Genomic DNA, 14264 nt, shown 5'->3' with positions numbered 1-14264 from the left:
TTTACAGTTATCGCTAAGATACTCAATTCACCGCCAGTGTTCGACGGCAATTTGTAAGAAAATGTTCGTAACCCGGTGAGAAAGCAAACAGTCGCGGCTTGTCAGCTCAGAAAAAAGACGCTACATTCCGCACATTCAACAGGTATGACCAGAGAGGTCGCAGTGTCTTATCCACATTTATTGTCAGCACTTGATTTAGGCTTCACCCAACTAAAAAACCGGGTGATCATGGGCAGCATGCACACCGGCCTCGAAGAAGAGAAACAGGGTTTCGATAAACTTGCCGCCTTTTATGCCGAGCGGGCAAAAGGTGGCGTTGGCCTGATCATTACCGGTGGGATCAGTCCGAATTTTCGCGGCTCGTTGGTGCCATTTGGCAGTCAGCTCAGCTGGTTTTGGCAAACCGGTAAACATCGGCTGTTAACTGAAGCGGTTCATCCATTTGGCGCAAAAATCTGCCTGCAACTGCTGCATGCCGGCCGTTATGGCTATCATCCACTGAATCAGGCGCCGAGTGCCATTCAGTCGCCGATCACACCCTTTAAACCAGCAGCAATGTCATCCCGTCAGGTGCGCTGCACCATCAAAGATTTCGCCAGTTCAGCAGCGCTGGCACAAAAAGCCGGTTATGACGGCGTTGAAATCATGGGCTCAGAAGGTTATCTGATTAACCAGTTCATTTGTCAGCGTACCAACCAGCGTCAGGATGAATGGGGTGGTAGTTTTGAAAAACGCTGCGCTTTGGCGCTCGAAACGATCCGGGCAGTGCGTGCCAAATGCGGGCCTGACTTTATCATTATCTACCGGCTGTCGATGCTCGATCTGGTTGAGGATGGCAATTCGTATGACGAAGTGGTGCAGCTGGCTAAAGCAGTGCAACAAGCCGGTGCGACGCTGATCAATACCGGCATCGGCTGGCATGAAGCGCGGGTGCCGACGATCGGTACTATGGTGCCACGCGCCGCCTTTCGTTGGATCACCGCACGAATTAAACAGCAGGTCAGTATTCCGGTGGTCGCGACCAACCGGATTAACACGCCGGAAGTCGGGGAAGATATCCTCGCCAAAGGCGAGGCCGATTTGATTTGTATGGCACGGCCATTTCTGGCGGACCCGGAGTTTGTCAACAAAGCAGCGGCCGGCACCCCTGAACTGATTAATACCTGTATTGCTTGTAATCAGGCCTGTCTTGACCATATTTTCCAGAAAAAACGCGCGACCTGTCTGGTCAATCCACGTGCCTGTTATGAAACCGAACTGAATTTTAACCCTGCAGCCACTCCGAAAAAAATCGCTGTGGTTGGTGCAGGTCCCGCCGGACTGGCATTTTCGGTCTATGCCGCGCAGCGCGGTCATAGCGTGACGTTATTTGATAAGGACGACCGCATCGGTGGCCAGTTTAATTATGCTAAACAGGTGCCGGGCAAAGAAGAATTTCATGAAACGCTGCGTTATTTTGGCCAGATGCTGAAACATCATGCGGTTAAACTGGAACTTGGCAGTCTGCAAACCGCAGAAAGCCTGGCCGGTGCCGGCTTTGATGAAATTGTCATTGCCAGTGGTATCAAACCGCGCGCGCTGCAAATTCCGGGCAGTGACCATAAAAAAGTGCTGAGTTATCTCGATGTGCTGCGTGACCACCAGCCGGTAGGCGAAAAAGTCGCTGTGATTGGTGCCGGTGGCATCGGTTTTGACATCGCCGAGTATCTGACGGAACCGCATTCACTAACATTACAGCCGGAAGTCTGGTTAAAAGATTGGGGCATCGATGCCGACTATCAGACGCGTGGTGCCTTGTTGCCGGCAGAGATCAGTCCGGCGCCGGCGCGCAAAATTTATCTGTTGCAGCGCAAAACGTCAAAAGTAGGTGCCGGACTTGGCAAGACCACCGGTTGGATCCACCGCAGCTCGCTGAAGAAAAAAGGCGTCGAGATGTTCGCTGGCGTGCAGTATCTGCGTGTAGATGATGCTGGTTTGTGGATTGAGCTGGATGGTCAGGAGCGTTGTCTGGATGTCGATCACGTGGTGATTTGTGCCGGCCAGGAAAGTCTGCGCTCGCTGCATGACGAGCTGACCGCCAGAGGCGTGAACAGCCATCTGATAGGCGGCGCTTTTGTCGCCGCAGAACTGGATGCCAAACGGGCGATAAGGCAGGGCGCTGAGCTTGCTGCAGTGATTTGATCGCTGATACCAATTCACCAGATCACCCGGATCATATTGGTAATATCTGCAAAACCATTCATCAGGTCGGTGCAAACCGGCCTGATGTTCCCCCAGCTGAAAACAATTTTTTCAGATTTCACTTGCCCCGCAAGCCTTTCCCAAGTTAAGTAACTGTCATACAGCTGCAACAGCGTGTTTTTGGTGCAAGGGCTTCTGTTTGCACCATTTTAGCGCGCGTTGTCATACTGTTGCCATCGAACCGCCATAAAGTGGTTCGGACGCCGCAGTGGTATTTCCCACATTGCAGGGAATTATCGGCGTAACTGCCAATCATGGTATTGGCCTTGCTTAGAGTTATGGCATAACCAGCAAGTGCAGTTTGTCGAAATCTACAGGGAGTCTATATGTCAGGTGTGTTAACAATGATTCTGGCTGGTGGTGAGGGGACGCGTCTGGCGCCACTTACCGGGATCCGAGCCAAACCCGCAGTACCTTTTGGTGGTAATTACCGCATTATTGATTTTGTATTAAACAATTTCGTTAATTCGGATTTGCTGCAAATTTTCGTGATCACGCAGTTTAAATCGCACTCCCTGATGAAACATTTAAGCCGGGCCTGGCGGGTTACAGGCTTGACCAGCCGGTTTATCGATCCGATCCCAGCCCAGATGCAAACCGGTAAACATTGGTATTTGGGAACTGCCGATGCGGTCTATCAGAATTTACACCTGATCTCAGGCCTCGATCCAGAGCATGTCTGTGTGTTTGGTGGCGACCATATTTACAAGATGGACGTGCGCCAAATGCTGGAGTTCCATCGTCAGCATGAAGCAAAACTGACCGTTGCGGCTATCCCGGTGCCGGTCGCGCTGGCGCATGAATTCGGCGTCATCGAAGTTGATGCCAACGGCAAAATGATCGGTTTTGAAGAAAAACCGAAGTCCAATCCAAAAACCATCCCGGGCCGGCCGGATTTTGTGTTGGCCTCGATGGGCAATTACATTTTCGAAGCCAAAACTCTGGTCGAAGTGCTGGAAGCGGATGCGAAAGAGCCTGACTCCAAACACGACTTTGGCCACAATATTATTCCGAAGTTGTATCCGCTTGGTGAAGTGTACGTCTATGACTTCTCGACGAACCGGATCTGCGGTGAAAAAGAAGAAGTGCGCGGTTATTGGCGCGATGTGGGCACCATCGATTCGTATTACGAAGCTAACATGGATTTAATTTCCATCGTGCCACCAATTGACCTGTACAACAAATACTGGCCGATGCGCAGTTATACGCCGCCAATGCCACCAGCGAAGTTTGTCCACGATGAAGCGAACCGGACTGGGCAGGCGATTAGTTCGATGGTCGCTGCCGGCTGCATCGTCAGTGGTTCAATCGTGTATCATTCGATCCTCGGTTACAACTGTCACGTGCACAGCCACGCCTACATCGAAAAAAGCGTGCTGATGGGTAATAACGATATTGGCCGGGGCTGTCGCATTCGCCGCGCCATTATCGATAAAGACGTGCGGATCGCGCCAGGGACTGTGATTGGTGAAGATCCGGTACTGGATAAGCAACGTTTCCACGTGTCGCCTGACGGCGTGGTCGTGATCCCGAAAGGGGCCATGGTTGGTTTTGACTAGCCGATTTTGATTCAGCGGTGTGACTGAACCCGGTTTGTCTGTGCTGGTTTAAAAGAAGGATTTGCAATGCGGTTGGCATTTATCTGCAGTGAGTTTGAAGGGTTGCTGAAAACCGGTGGTCTGGCCGACGCGACCCGGGGGCTGGCGACTGCGCTGCAGCAAGCCGGACATCAGGTGCAGGTTGTTATGCCGCGTTATGGCGCCTTGTATGCGGTCGAGCAGACCGCAGACTGGCAATCCTTGTATTTCGAGCTCGGTCATCAGACCTATGGTTGTGCCGTCAGGCATACCATAGTTGATGGGATCCGGGTGGCGCTGATTGAACATCACCAGTTCTTTCAGCGGCCACGGCCTTATGATGATGGCGATCAGCCTTATCCGGATAACCTGCAACGTTTTGCTTTTTTCTGTAAGGCTGCGCTGGTCTATTTGCAGACGCAGCCAGAAGCCGTTGACATCGTGCATGGACATGATTGGCAAAGTGCCTTAGCCGCTTGTTATTTAAAAGAAATGCAGCAGGGGGCTTTAGCTGATAGCCGATTTGTTCTGACCGTACATAACGCCGCTTATCAGCAGGGGTTTGGCCGCGAACAGCTTGCTCTGTTGGGGCTGGACCACTGGCATTTGCCGGCTGAACTGCCGACGACCCTGCTGGCGCTCGGCTTATGGCAGGCTGACAGTATCAATACGGTGAGTCCGGGCTATCGGGACGAGTTGCTGACAGAGCCGGCAGCGAATGGACTGGCCGCACTGTATCAGCATAAACAGAATCGTTTTGTCGGAATTCTGAATGGCTGTGATTACAGTCGCTGGGACCCTTCTACTGATTTGAGTTTGCCAGCCCGCTACGACAGCAGTGACCTGAGTGGTAAAGCGTTGTGTAAGGCCGAATTGCGCCGCCAAACGCAGCTGCCTGACAGCAACGCGCCGTTATTTGTCAGTGTCAGTCGCATCACCGGGCAAAAAGGTTTTACGCTACTGATCCCGGCCTTGCAGCAATTCCTTAGCACGACGGATGCACAAGTTCTGTTGATGGGGACCGGCGAACAACAATATATCCAGCCGTTACGCGGGCTGGAACAGCAGTTTCCGCAGCAATTCCGTTTACTGGAAGGTTTTGATGAGCCGCTGTCACATCAGGTCGAAGCGGCCGGCGACTTTTTCTTAATGCCAAGCCTGTTTGAACCCTGCGGGCTGAATCAGATCTATAGTTTGCGTTATGGCACTGTACCGCTGGTGCGGGCGACAGGTGGTTTAAAAGATACCGTCACCGACCTGAGCAGACGCGGGGCGACCGGCGTGATATTTGCAGAACCGACTGTGGCAGCGCTGGTTGAAGCAATGTCGGTAGCGTCTGCATTGTATCGCAATAAGCGCCGCTACCGCAGTGTGCAGCAACGCGGCATGGCGCAGGTGTTTGACTGGCAACAGGCTGCTATCGCGTATCAGGCGTTGTATCGTAAAACGCTGGCAAATGCAGAATAAGTTAACCGCAATCGGTTGAATATAAACAATATTTGTCTGAAATAGCCGCAATCGGCAGTGGAAGAGGCAATTTCGGTTGTCGTTTCTTAATGAAGTTTGCTAGCCTTAGCGGGTCTTTCTCAAGGGCTTCTTTATGGACGCAATGACATTACTCACGACCCGCTATTCCTCTTCCCGCTTAACTGAACCTGCACCGGCAGGCGAAGCCTTGCAGCTGATCAAACAAGCCGCATTGCGGGTGCCTGATCACGGCGGCCTGCGTCCTTGGCGGTTTATCGTATTTAGCGGTAAATCAGCGCTGACTAAACTTGGCGACATTTTCGCCGAGGCCGCGCTGGAAGATGACCCGACTATCGCCAATGATTTGTTGGAGCGGGCACGACAACTGCCACTGCGCGCACCTATGGTGATTGCTTGTATTGCCAGATGTCGCGAACACCATAAAGTACCGGTATCCGAGCAGGTGCAATCAGCAGCTTGTGCTGTGATGGCGATGCAGCAGGCCGCATTTGCGCAGGGCTTCGGCGGCATTTGGCGCACCGGCGCTTATACCCAATATGAATTTGTGCGCCAAACGATGGGCTTGGCAGAAGACGACGAAATTGTCGGCTATCTGTATCTGGGCACTTGTGCTACCGAAACGCCACAGCGACCGCAGTTAGAAGTGAATGAGTTCTTCAGCGATTATCAGTAACTAACCTGTTTTACAGCCGAAAAAAAACCGCCGAAAGGGCGGTTTTTTTTTACTCTGGCAGATTAGAAGTCAGCATTGCCAGGCGTACGCGGGAACGCAATCACATCACGCACGTTACCGACACCAGTCACATAAGACACCAGACGTTCGAAGCCCAGACCAAAGCCAGCGTGTGGCACTGTGCCATAACGGCGCAGATCACGGTACCAGCTGTAATCTTCTTTATTCAGACCCATTGCATCCATCCGTGCATCCAGTTGTTCCAGACGCTCTTCACGCTGGCTACCACCGATGATTTCACCGATCCCAGGCGCCAGAATATCCATCGCGGCCACCGTTTTTCCGTCTTCGTTCATCCGCATATAAAATGCTTTGATGTCTTTTGGATAGTTTTGCAGGATCACCGGCGCGCCGACATGGACTTCGGCCAGATAACGCTCGTGTTCAGACTGTAAGTCCACACCCCATTCCACCGCGTAGTCAAACTTTTTGCCGCAGTTTTGCAGGATAGTAATAGCGTCAGTGTAATCCATCCGGACAAAGCTGGATTCAACGATTTGCTGCAGGCGGCTGATTGCTTTGTCGTCGACACGCTCAGCGAAAAACGCCATATCGTCGGCACGCTCGGCCAGCACGGCTTTAAATACGTACTTAAGCATGTCTTCTGCCAGCTGCGCGACGTCTTTAAGTTCGGCAAAAGCCACTTCAGGCTCGATCATCCAGAACTCGGCAAGGTGACGCGTGGTATTAGAGTTTTCCGCCCGGAATGTCGGGCCAAAGGTGTACACATTGGACAGTGCACAAGCATATGTTTCTACGTTGAGCTGGCCCGAAACAGTCAGGAAGGTCTCTTTGCCGAAAAAATCTTGTTTGTAGTCAATGTGGCCTTTGTCATCCCGCGGCAGATTTTCCAAATCCAGCGTACTGACGCGGAACATTTCGCCGGCGCCTTCGGCATCAGCACCGGTAATGATCGGTGTGCTGATCCAGTAAAAACCACGCTCGTGGAAGAAACGGTGAATAGCCTGCGCCAGACAATGCCGCACGCGGGTAATGGCACCGACCATGTTGGTGCGGGCACGTAAATGTGCCTGTTCGCGCAGATATTCCATGCTATGGCGCTTTGGTGCCATTGGGTAGGTATCCGGGTTTTCCACCCAGCCCAGCACTTCAACCAAGCTCGCCTGAATTTCATAGGATTGACCCTGACCTTCAGATTTCACTACTGTGCCTGTAACAATTACCGAACACGCAGTCGTCAGGCGTTTGATCTCGGTTTCATAATTATTCAGTTCAGCCGGAGCGACGGCTTGCAGTGCATCAAAACAGCTGCCGTCGTGTACGGCGAGGAAAGAAATACCGGCTTTGGAATCGCGACGGGTACGGATCCAACCTTTGACGGTAATAGTGGCACCGGCAGCATACTGGCCGGCAAGTACGTCTTTAATCACTGCATGCGTCATGCATCAGGCTCCAACTTGCGCTTCAGAAAAGTTTGATTTTAATTCAGGAGGTGTAATGATACGCAGGCAGCGCTTAAGCACAAGCAAAACTTGTCACAAACCGAAGGAACCGCGCCGTGGATGAACCTGTAAGCAGCAGACCGCGTAAAAATCGTCGTAAAGGCCCGGATTGGGTCGTGCTAAGTTTTCATTGGTTGTCAGTTGTAGGCTGGGTCATTCTGATTGTGGCGTTAGGCCTGAGTCATCTGGCGAAACCGGAAATGAATTCCGGTTTGGTGCGGTATTGGGGAATTCAGATCCGCGATTACTGGGAGCCGACCCTGACCAGCCAGTTGATTTATCTGCTGTGGTGGTGTTGCCTGGTTAGTCTGTTTAGTATCGTGCTGAATCAGTTTCGCCTACGTCGGGCGACCGACCGTCAGCAATACAACTCGGTCGCTTTGTTACTGATCGCAATGGCTGCCTTAAGTTTTTTTTACCAGATCTAGTCTCAGGCTCCCGGCAGCGCCTGAGCCTGATGCAGCACATCCTGCTGCACAATAAACTGCAAGGCAGCTATCAGCTGGTCGAGTTCAGCAGCCTGAATGGTATAAGGCGGCATCAGATAAAACAGCTTGCCAAAGGGGCGGATCCAGACGCCTTGCGCTACCATCAGAGCCTGTGCTTTGGCCACATCAATATTGCCCTTCATCTCGACAATGCCGACTGCGCCTAACACCCGGACTGCTTTCACTGCGGGATACTGCGCCAGCAGTTTTAACTGCTTTAACTGTTGTTCAATTTGTGTAACCTGGGTTTGCCAGGCTTTGGTTTGAATAATCTTCAGACTGGCGCAGGCGACAGCACAGGCCAGTGGATTCGCCATATAAGTTGGACCATGCATCAAAGCGCCGACAGCGCCGCTGCTGATGCCATCGGCAACAGTTACGCTACACAAAGTTGCCGCCAGTGTGATGTAGCCACCACTCAGCGCTTTGCCAAGACACATGATGTCAGGCTGGATCCCGGCATGGTCGACAGCGAATAGCTTGCCGGTGCGGCCAAAACCGGTGGCGATCTCATCGCAAATCAACAACACCTGATACTGGTCACACAGCTGCCGCGCCAGGCGTAAATACTGTGGATGATAAAGTCGCATGCCACCCGCGCCTTGTAGAACAGGCTCGATGACAAAGGCTGCCAGCTGCTGATGATGTTGTGCGAACATCTCGCGCAGCGCATCGCCATCCGAGTTTTGCCAATCATCGTCAAATGCCCGTGTCGGCGCTGGAGCAAACAAATGTGAGGTCAGTTGCGCCTGAAACATCGCGTGCATGCCATCGACTGGATCGCACAGCGCCATAGTCGCAAACGTATCACCGTGATAGGCCTTGCGCAGACTCAGTACACGGCTTTTCTGCAGGTTACCAATGGCAAGCTGATATTGCAGCGCCATTTTTAGTGCCACTTCGACCGCAATAGAACCACTGTCGGCATAAAAAATATGTCGCAGGTTCGCCGGCACCAGCTCGAGCAGCAGTTTACCGAGTTCAACGGCCGGTGCATGGGTGATCCCGCCAAACATCACATGACTCATCTGCTGCAGCTGCTGAGTCACCGCAGCGTTTAACTCTGGATGATTGTACCCATGTATAGCAGCCCACCAGCTCGACGTGCCATCGATCAGCTCGCGGCCATCATCGAGGATGAGCGTACAGCCATCAGCGCTGCGCACCGGATAGACCGGCAAAGGCGAGGCCATGGACGTATAAGGATGCCACAAATGCTGGCGGTCAAATTGCAGATCTATGCTCATAAAATAACCATTGGTAAACCTGAGGAACTGGTATGCGTTGACAAGGCAAAGTGCGCGGTTAGACTAGCGACAAACCCAGTCAAAGACAAATGAAATACAGGGACTTTTATGCATTCGCTTTTTACCGATCCAAGCCTGTCACAGGTCCGCCACGACTGGACTCTGGCCGAGGTTAACGCTTTATTCGCCTTACCTTTTAACGACTTAATGTTTCGCGCCCAATTGGTGCATCGCGCCAATTTTACCGCCAACGAAGTGCAGGTCAGCACGCTGCTGTCGATTAAAACCGGCGCCTGCGCTGAAGATTGCAAGTATTGCCCGCAAAGCGGTCATTACAACACCGGTCTGGAGCGCGAGCGGCTGCTGGAAGTAGAAAAAGTACTGACGCAGGCCAAAGCGGCGAAAGATCAGGGCGCCAGCCGGTTTTGTATGGGTGCGGCGTGGAGCAATCCAAAACAACGCGACATGCCTTACATCATGGAAATGATCCAGGGTGTGAAAGGCATGGGCCTGGAAACTTGTATGACGCTAGGTAAGCTCACGGCGGATCAGGCCCAGGAACTGGCCGGAGCCGGGTTAGATTATTACAACCACAATCTGGATACTTCACCGGAATTTTATGGCGAAATTATCACGACCCGCACTTATCAGGACCGTTTAGATACGCTGTCACACGTGCGCGATGCCGGGATGAAAGTGTGCTGTGGCGGTATTGTTGGCATGGGTGAGAGTGCCAATGACCGCTCGGCGTTACTGCGCCAAATCGCCAATCTGCCGGAACATCCGGAATCAGTGCCAATCAATATGTTGGTCAAAGTGGCCGGTACGCCGCTGGAAAACGTCGATGATTTAGATGGGTTTGAATTTATCCGTACCATCGCTGTGGCGCGCATCATGTTGCCAAAAAGTCATGTCCGCTTATCCGCTGGCCGCTCCAGAATGAATGAACAAATGCAGGCGCTGTGTTTTATGGCGGGCGCCAACTCGATTTTCTACGGCGATAAGTTGCTGACCACTGAAAACCCGGAAGCGAATGCTGATATGCAGTTGTTTGCCAAGCTTGGTTTAAAACCAGAGCAGCGCGGTGATGTGTCGGATGAAGCGCATGAAGCCGCGATGGCGCAGGCGATCCAGGAACAACTGGAACCGGCGTTATTTCATGCCGCCGTCTGACACTCATGCAAACTGCTGAGATCCAGCGCTGGTTGGCTGCGCGCCGTGAGCAAGGTTTGTATCGGCAGGAACAGCAGGTACAGACTTTGCCGGGCGGTTTGCTGCGCTGTCACGGCGAGCTTTTGGTCAATTTCTCCGGCAATGATTATCTGGGTCTTGCCGAAGCGCCGCCGCTCAGGCAAGCGCTTGCTGACGCCGCGCGAACTGATGGCGTGGCTAGCACCGGCTCACCCCTCATTACCGGTTATCAGCCTGCGCATGCCGAACTCAGTGCCGCGCTGTGCGATTGGCTGGGCGTTGAAGACGTGTTGTTGTTCAGCTCCGGTTTTGCGGCCAATCAGGCGATGCTCAGCGCGCTGCAAGGCCCGAATGATCTGTTGCTGCTGGACAAATATTGTCACGCCTCCATGCAGGATCTGCTGACCAGTGGTCAGCGGGTGTTTAAACGCTATGCGCATCAGGATCTGACCGCGCTGGCGGCTTTGTTGCAGCGATCTGCGACAAACAATCAGCCCGTCGTGGTTGCCACCGAAGGGGTGTTTAGCATGGACGGCGATGTCACCGACTGTGCGGCATTGCTGGCGCTGTTAACACCGGACCAGCCGCTGTTACTGGATGATGCGCATGGTATTGGCGTGCTTGGCCTTGAGGGCCGTGGCAGCTGGGCTGCGCATGGTGTGCAGGTCTCAGCTTTGCAGTGTCTGATGGCAAATTTTGGCAAAGCGCTGGCTGGACAAGGCGGCTTTCTGGCTGGCAGCCGCGATGTGATTGATTTTATCCGCCAGCAGTCACGGCATTATATCTACAGCACTGCATTATCGCCGGCATTGTGCCGCGCCATGCAAACCAGCGTTCTGCTTTGTCGCACCGAACAGTGGCGTCGCGACCTGCTGGCCGACAATATTGCCCTGTTTCGCCAGCTAGCCCTGCAGGCCGGACTTAGCATCAGTGCTTCGACCACCGCCATTCAACCGGTGTTGTGTACAGACAATGCCAGTGCATTGAGTTGGAGCGCTACGCTGAAACAAGCTGGCATCTGGCTGCATGCGATCAGACCGCCGACCGTGCCACAGGCACGGCTACGCATCAGTCTCAGCGCCAGTCATAGTGAATTACAGATCCGTCAGTTAGTGCAGGCGCTGGTACAAACGCAGCCCGCTAGTGCACAACACCGAACGACCACCTTACCGGAGAATTGTCGTGAATAATCTGCTGCAAGCGGACCAAATTAATGCCCATTTCAGTAAAGCGGCAAAAAGCTACGAACAAGGTGCGCGGCTGCAACGCGAAGTGGCCTTTGATGCACTGCGGTTTCTGGCGACGCAGCAGCACGGGACCTTGTTAGATTTGGGCTGCGGTCCGGGTTGGTTTCACCACAATCTGAGCAGCCACTGTGACCATCTGGTTGCGCTGGATTTAAGTGCCGCAATGCTGCAACAGGCCGAGCGTCATGGTATTGCCAATGAATTTATCCAGGCCGATGCGGCGGCTATTCCACTGCCGGAGCACAGTGTCGACACGGTATTCAGCTCGTTGATGCTGCAGTGGTGCGCAGATCCGGCTGCGGTGTTTGCTGAAATCGCGCGGGTACTGAAGCCCGGTGGGCGTTTTGTACTGACAACGCTGGTCGAAGAGTCGATGTTTGAATTTCAGCAGGCCTGGCGTTTAAGCGGGCAAGTACCGCCGACGCTGCAATTCAGTCCGGTGGCAGATTACCTGCAGAGTGCACGCAAACAAGGTTTGCCATGTCACGCGCAGCAAAAGACCTTTCAGTTGTTTTTCCCTGATGTGTTTACCCTGGCCCGCGAATTTAAGCTGATTGGCGCGAATTACACTGGTCTTAAACCGGCAGCGATCCCAGGCCTCGCCGGGCGTGCTTATTGGCAACGTTTTGCCGATGCCTATCAGCGCAATCTGACCACCCAAGGTTTGCCACTGAGTTATCAGGTGTTGTTTATCTTTGGTCAGATGCCGGGAGAACCGAACTGATGGCAACACATTTTTTTGTCACCGGTACCGACACTGATGCCGGTAAAACCTATTGCAGCGCTGCACTGTTATGCGGCTTGGTCGCAAACGGTGTACGCTGCGCTGCGCTAAAACCTATTGCCAGTGGCGTGGACGCCGCCGGGCACAACACAGATGCGAAAGCGCTGGCGGCGGTCACCGGCCAGACTGTACAAGCAGTCAATCCAATCTGTTTTACCCTGCCTACCGCGCCCCATCTGGCCGCGCAGGCACAAGGCGAATCTTTATCACTGGCACAGCTCGATACAGTGCTTGTTGCAACAAAGCCGGAGCCAGCCTGTGAGTTGACCCTGGTGGAAGGGGCTGGTGGTTGGTTATTGCCATTAAACGCACAGCAATATCTGGCGGATTGGGTGATAGCCCAGCAATGGCCGGTGCTGCTGGTGGTTGGCGTAAAACTTGGCTGTCTGAATCACAGCCTGCTGACCGTCCGTGAGTTACGCCGCGCCGGCGTGCCGCTGCTTGGTTACATCGCCAATGTGCTGGATCCTGAGATGCATTATTTGGCCGAAACACTGCAAGATCTGCAAAGCCGTTTGCAGTTGCCATGTCTGGCAACTCTGCCGTTTGCGCCACAAGGTCCAACGGATGCGCAGTGTGCCGCGCTGGCACAGACGTTTCTGCAGAATTTTTACGGTAGTTGATAGCCGATTTGCGCCGACATACCGTATCAGCCTTGATATCGGCGTAAACGCCCATATGATGGTTGCAGGTCATCGGAAATAAGAGGTAATGATGAAACGTATTCTGTTGTTTATTATGACAAACTTAGCTGTGATGCTGGTACTGTCTGTCGTGCTGAGCATTCTATTCAGTGTGTTTGGCATCGATCGGCAAAGCATGGGTGGCTTGCTGTTACTGGCGGCAGTGTTTGGTTTCGGCGGTTCATTTATTTCACTGGCGATGTCCAAGTGGATGGCAAAACGGTCGACCGGCGCTGTAGTGATCACTCAACCGCAAAATGCGACTGAGCACTGGTTGTTTGACACTGTGCGTCGTCAGGCGCAACAAGCCGGGATTGGTATGCCTGAAGTCGCCATCTACGATTCTCCGGAAATGAACGCATTTGCCACCGGTATGAGCCGCAATAACGCGCTGGTGGCCGTCAGTACCGGTTTGTTACGCAACATGCGTGAAGATGAAGTGGAGGCTGTGCTGGCGCATGAAGTGTCACACGTCGCCAACGGCGATATGGTCACGCTGACGCTGATCCAGGGCGTGGTCAATACCTTCGTAATTTTCCTGGCGCGCTTAATCGCCGGCGCTATCCACAACGTCACGCGCAGCAGTGATGATGAATCATCCGAAAGCGGTGGTTTTGCTTATATGATGACGGTGTTTGTGCTGGAAATGTTATTTGGTGTGCTGGCCAGCGTCATCGTGATGTGGTTCTCCCGCAAACGAGAATACAGCGCTGATGCCGGTGCTGCGAAGCTGGTGGGTGCCAATAAGATGGTGGCTGCGCTGGAACGCCTGCGCAACAACCATGACAGTCAGCTGGAAGGCTCGATGATGGCCTTTGGTATCGCCAATAAATCTGCGCGCAGCGAGATGTTCTTGAGTCATCCGCCGCTGGAAAAACGTATTGCCGCACTGAGAAACGCTGCTTAAGCTCGTTGATCAGCTAAAAAGCAGGCCGCATCGCGGCCTGTTTTTTTTAAATACCAGTGCACAGAAATTTCCGGTTGCTGCGAATAAGTTTCTGACGCAATATAATTTTTTAGCGTTGGCCATCGGTCTACACGCCGTAAAAATCGCCGATTGTTCTGCAACCTTTTGCAGCGGCGAAGGGTCAGAAAACGCAAGTTGATAATTTTCAGGAGCAT

Annotated in this window: 12 protein-coding genes; 10 read left to right on the top strand and 2 right to left on the bottom strand. The window is 53.0% G+C overall.

The window, feature by feature from the left end:
- Positions 1-162 precede the first annotated feature (162 nt).
- The 4 genes from ACQ66Q_RS04615 to ACQ66Q_RS04600 all read left to right on the top strand — a co-directional run bounded on the left by ACQ66Q_RS04615 (position 163) and on the right by ACQ66Q_RS04600 (position 5979).
- A complete protein-coding gene (locus tag ACQ66Q_RS04615) occupies positions 163-2181 on the top strand; it encodes an FAD-dependent oxidoreductase (protein WP_430455719.1) in 2019 nt (672 codons plus the stop codon).
- A gap of 386 nt (positions 2182-2567) precedes the next feature.
- On the top strand, positions 2568-3800 hold the full coding sequence (gene glgC / locus ACQ66Q_RS04610) for a glucose-1-phosphate adenylyltransferase (RefSeq protein ID WP_430455718.1): 1233 nt from the start codon (positions 2568-2570) through the stop codon (positions 3798-3800).
- Between the two features lie 66 nt (positions 3801-3866).
- A complete protein-coding gene (locus tag ACQ66Q_RS04605; RefSeq protein WP_430455717.1) occupies positions 3867-5285 on the top strand; it encodes a glycogen synthase in 1419 nt (472 codons plus the stop codon).
- Between the two features lie 133 nt (positions 5286-5418).
- On the top strand, positions 5419-5979 hold the full coding sequence (locus tag ACQ66Q_RS04600) for an NAD(P)H nitroreductase (protein WP_430455716.1): 561 nt from the start codon (positions 5419-5421) through the stop codon (positions 5977-5979).
- Between the two features lie 62 nt (positions 5980-6041).
- Here the strand turns inward: ACQ66Q_RS04600 and asnS are convergent, their stop codons facing one another.
- The gene (gene asnS, locus ACQ66Q_RS04595; RefSeq protein WP_430455715.1) at positions 6042-7442 is read right to left on the bottom strand and encodes an asparagine--tRNA ligase; all 1401 of its coding nucleotides are present in this window, start codon (positions 7440-7442) and stop codon (positions 6042-6044) included.
- Between the two features lie 116 nt (positions 7443-7558).
- Between asnS and ACQ66Q_RS04590 the strand changes: the two genes are divergently transcribed.
- The gene (locus ACQ66Q_RS04590) at positions 7559-7930 is read left to right on the top strand and encodes a hypothetical protein (protein ID WP_430455714.1); all 372 of its coding nucleotides are present in this window, start codon (positions 7559-7561) and stop codon (positions 7928-7930) included.
- 2 nt (positions 7931-7932) lie between these two features.
- Here ACQ66Q_RS04590 and bioA read toward each other — a convergent pair whose 3' ends face one another.
- Positions 7933-9237, bottom strand: a complete 1305-nt coding sequence (bioA, locus tag ACQ66Q_RS04585; RefSeq protein WP_430455713.1) for an adenosylmethionine--8-amino-7-oxononanoate transaminase — start codon at positions 9235-9237, stop codon at positions 7933-7935.
- Between the two features lie 135 nt (positions 9238-9372).
- Here bioA and bioB point away from each other — a divergent pair, with 135 nt between their 5' ends.
- The 5 genes from bioB (at position 9373) to htpX (ending at position 14049) form a co-directional block, all read left to right on the top strand.
- A complete protein-coding gene (gene bioB / locus ACQ66Q_RS04580) occupies positions 9373-10410 on the top strand; it encodes a biotin synthase BioB (protein ID WP_430458534.1) in 1038 nt (345 codons plus the stop codon).
- Between the two features lie 5 nt (positions 10411-10415).
- Positions 10416-11618: an aminotransferase class I/II-fold pyridoxal phosphate-dependent enzyme gene (locus tag ACQ66Q_RS04575; protein ID WP_430455712.1), complete on the top strand. Its 1203-nt coding sequence runs from the start codon at positions 10416-10418 to the stop codon at positions 11616-11618.
- Entirely contained in the window at positions 11611-12399 is a 789-nt protein-coding gene (bioC, locus tag ACQ66Q_RS04570; RefSeq protein WP_430455711.1) for a malonyl-ACP O-methyltransferase BioC, read from the top strand. The genes ACQ66Q_RS04575 and bioC overlap by 8 nt, the downstream gene beginning before the upstream one ends.
- On the top strand, positions 12399-13082 hold the full coding sequence (gene bioD, locus ACQ66Q_RS04565; protein ID WP_430455710.1) for a dethiobiotin synthase: 684 nt from the start codon (positions 12399-12401) through the stop codon (positions 13080-13082). The genes bioC and bioD overlap by 1 nt, the downstream gene beginning before the upstream one ends.
- Before the next feature lie 91 nt (positions 13083-13173).
- Complete coding sequence (gene htpX, locus ACQ66Q_RS04560) at positions 13174-14049, top strand: protease HtpX (RefSeq protein ID WP_430458533.1); 876 nt, start codon at positions 13174-13176, stop codon at positions 14047-14049.
- Positions 14050-14264: the final 215 nt, after the last annotated feature.

It is taken from the genome of Rheinheimera sp., assembly GCF_965283995.1.
Classification (GTDB): domain Bacteria; phylum Pseudomonadota; class Gammaproteobacteria; order Enterobacterales; family Alteromonadaceae; genus Pararheinheimera.
This window is presented reverse-complemented; position numbering and strand designations above follow the sequence as displayed.

Excerpts from the sequence above, each read along its gene's own strand:
- asnS (WP_430455715.1), bottom strand. The coding sequence starts at position 7,442 with ATGACGCATGCAGTGATTAAAGACGTACTTGCCGGCCAGTATGCTGCC.
- bioD (WP_430455710.1), top strand. The coding sequence starts at position 12,399 with ATGGCAACACATTTTTTTGTCACCGGTACCGACACTGATGCCGGTAAA.
- htpX (WP_430458533.1), top strand. The coding sequence starts at position 13,174 with ATGAAACGTATTCTGTTGTTTATTATGACAAACTTAGCTGTGATGCTG.
- ACQ66Q_RS04600 (WP_430455716.1), top strand. The coding sequence starts at position 5,419 with ATGGACGCAATGACATTACTCACGACCCGCTATTCCTCTTCCCGCTTA.
- bioA (WP_430455713.1), bottom strand. The coding sequence starts at position 9,237 with ATGAGCATAGATCTGCAATTTGACCGCCAGCATTTGTGGCATCCTTAT.
- ACQ66Q_RS04605 (WP_430455717.1), top strand. The coding sequence starts at position 3,867 with ATGCGGTTGGCATTTATCTGCAGTGAGTTTGAAGGGTTGCTGAAAACC.
- ACQ66Q_RS04575 (WP_430455712.1), top strand. The coding sequence starts at position 10,416 with ATGCAAACTGCTGAGATCCAGCGCTGGTTGGCTGCGCGCCGTGAGCAA.
- glgC (WP_430455718.1), top strand. The coding sequence starts at position 2,568 with ATGTCAGGTGTGTTAACAATGATTCTGGCTGGTGGTGAGGGGACGCGT.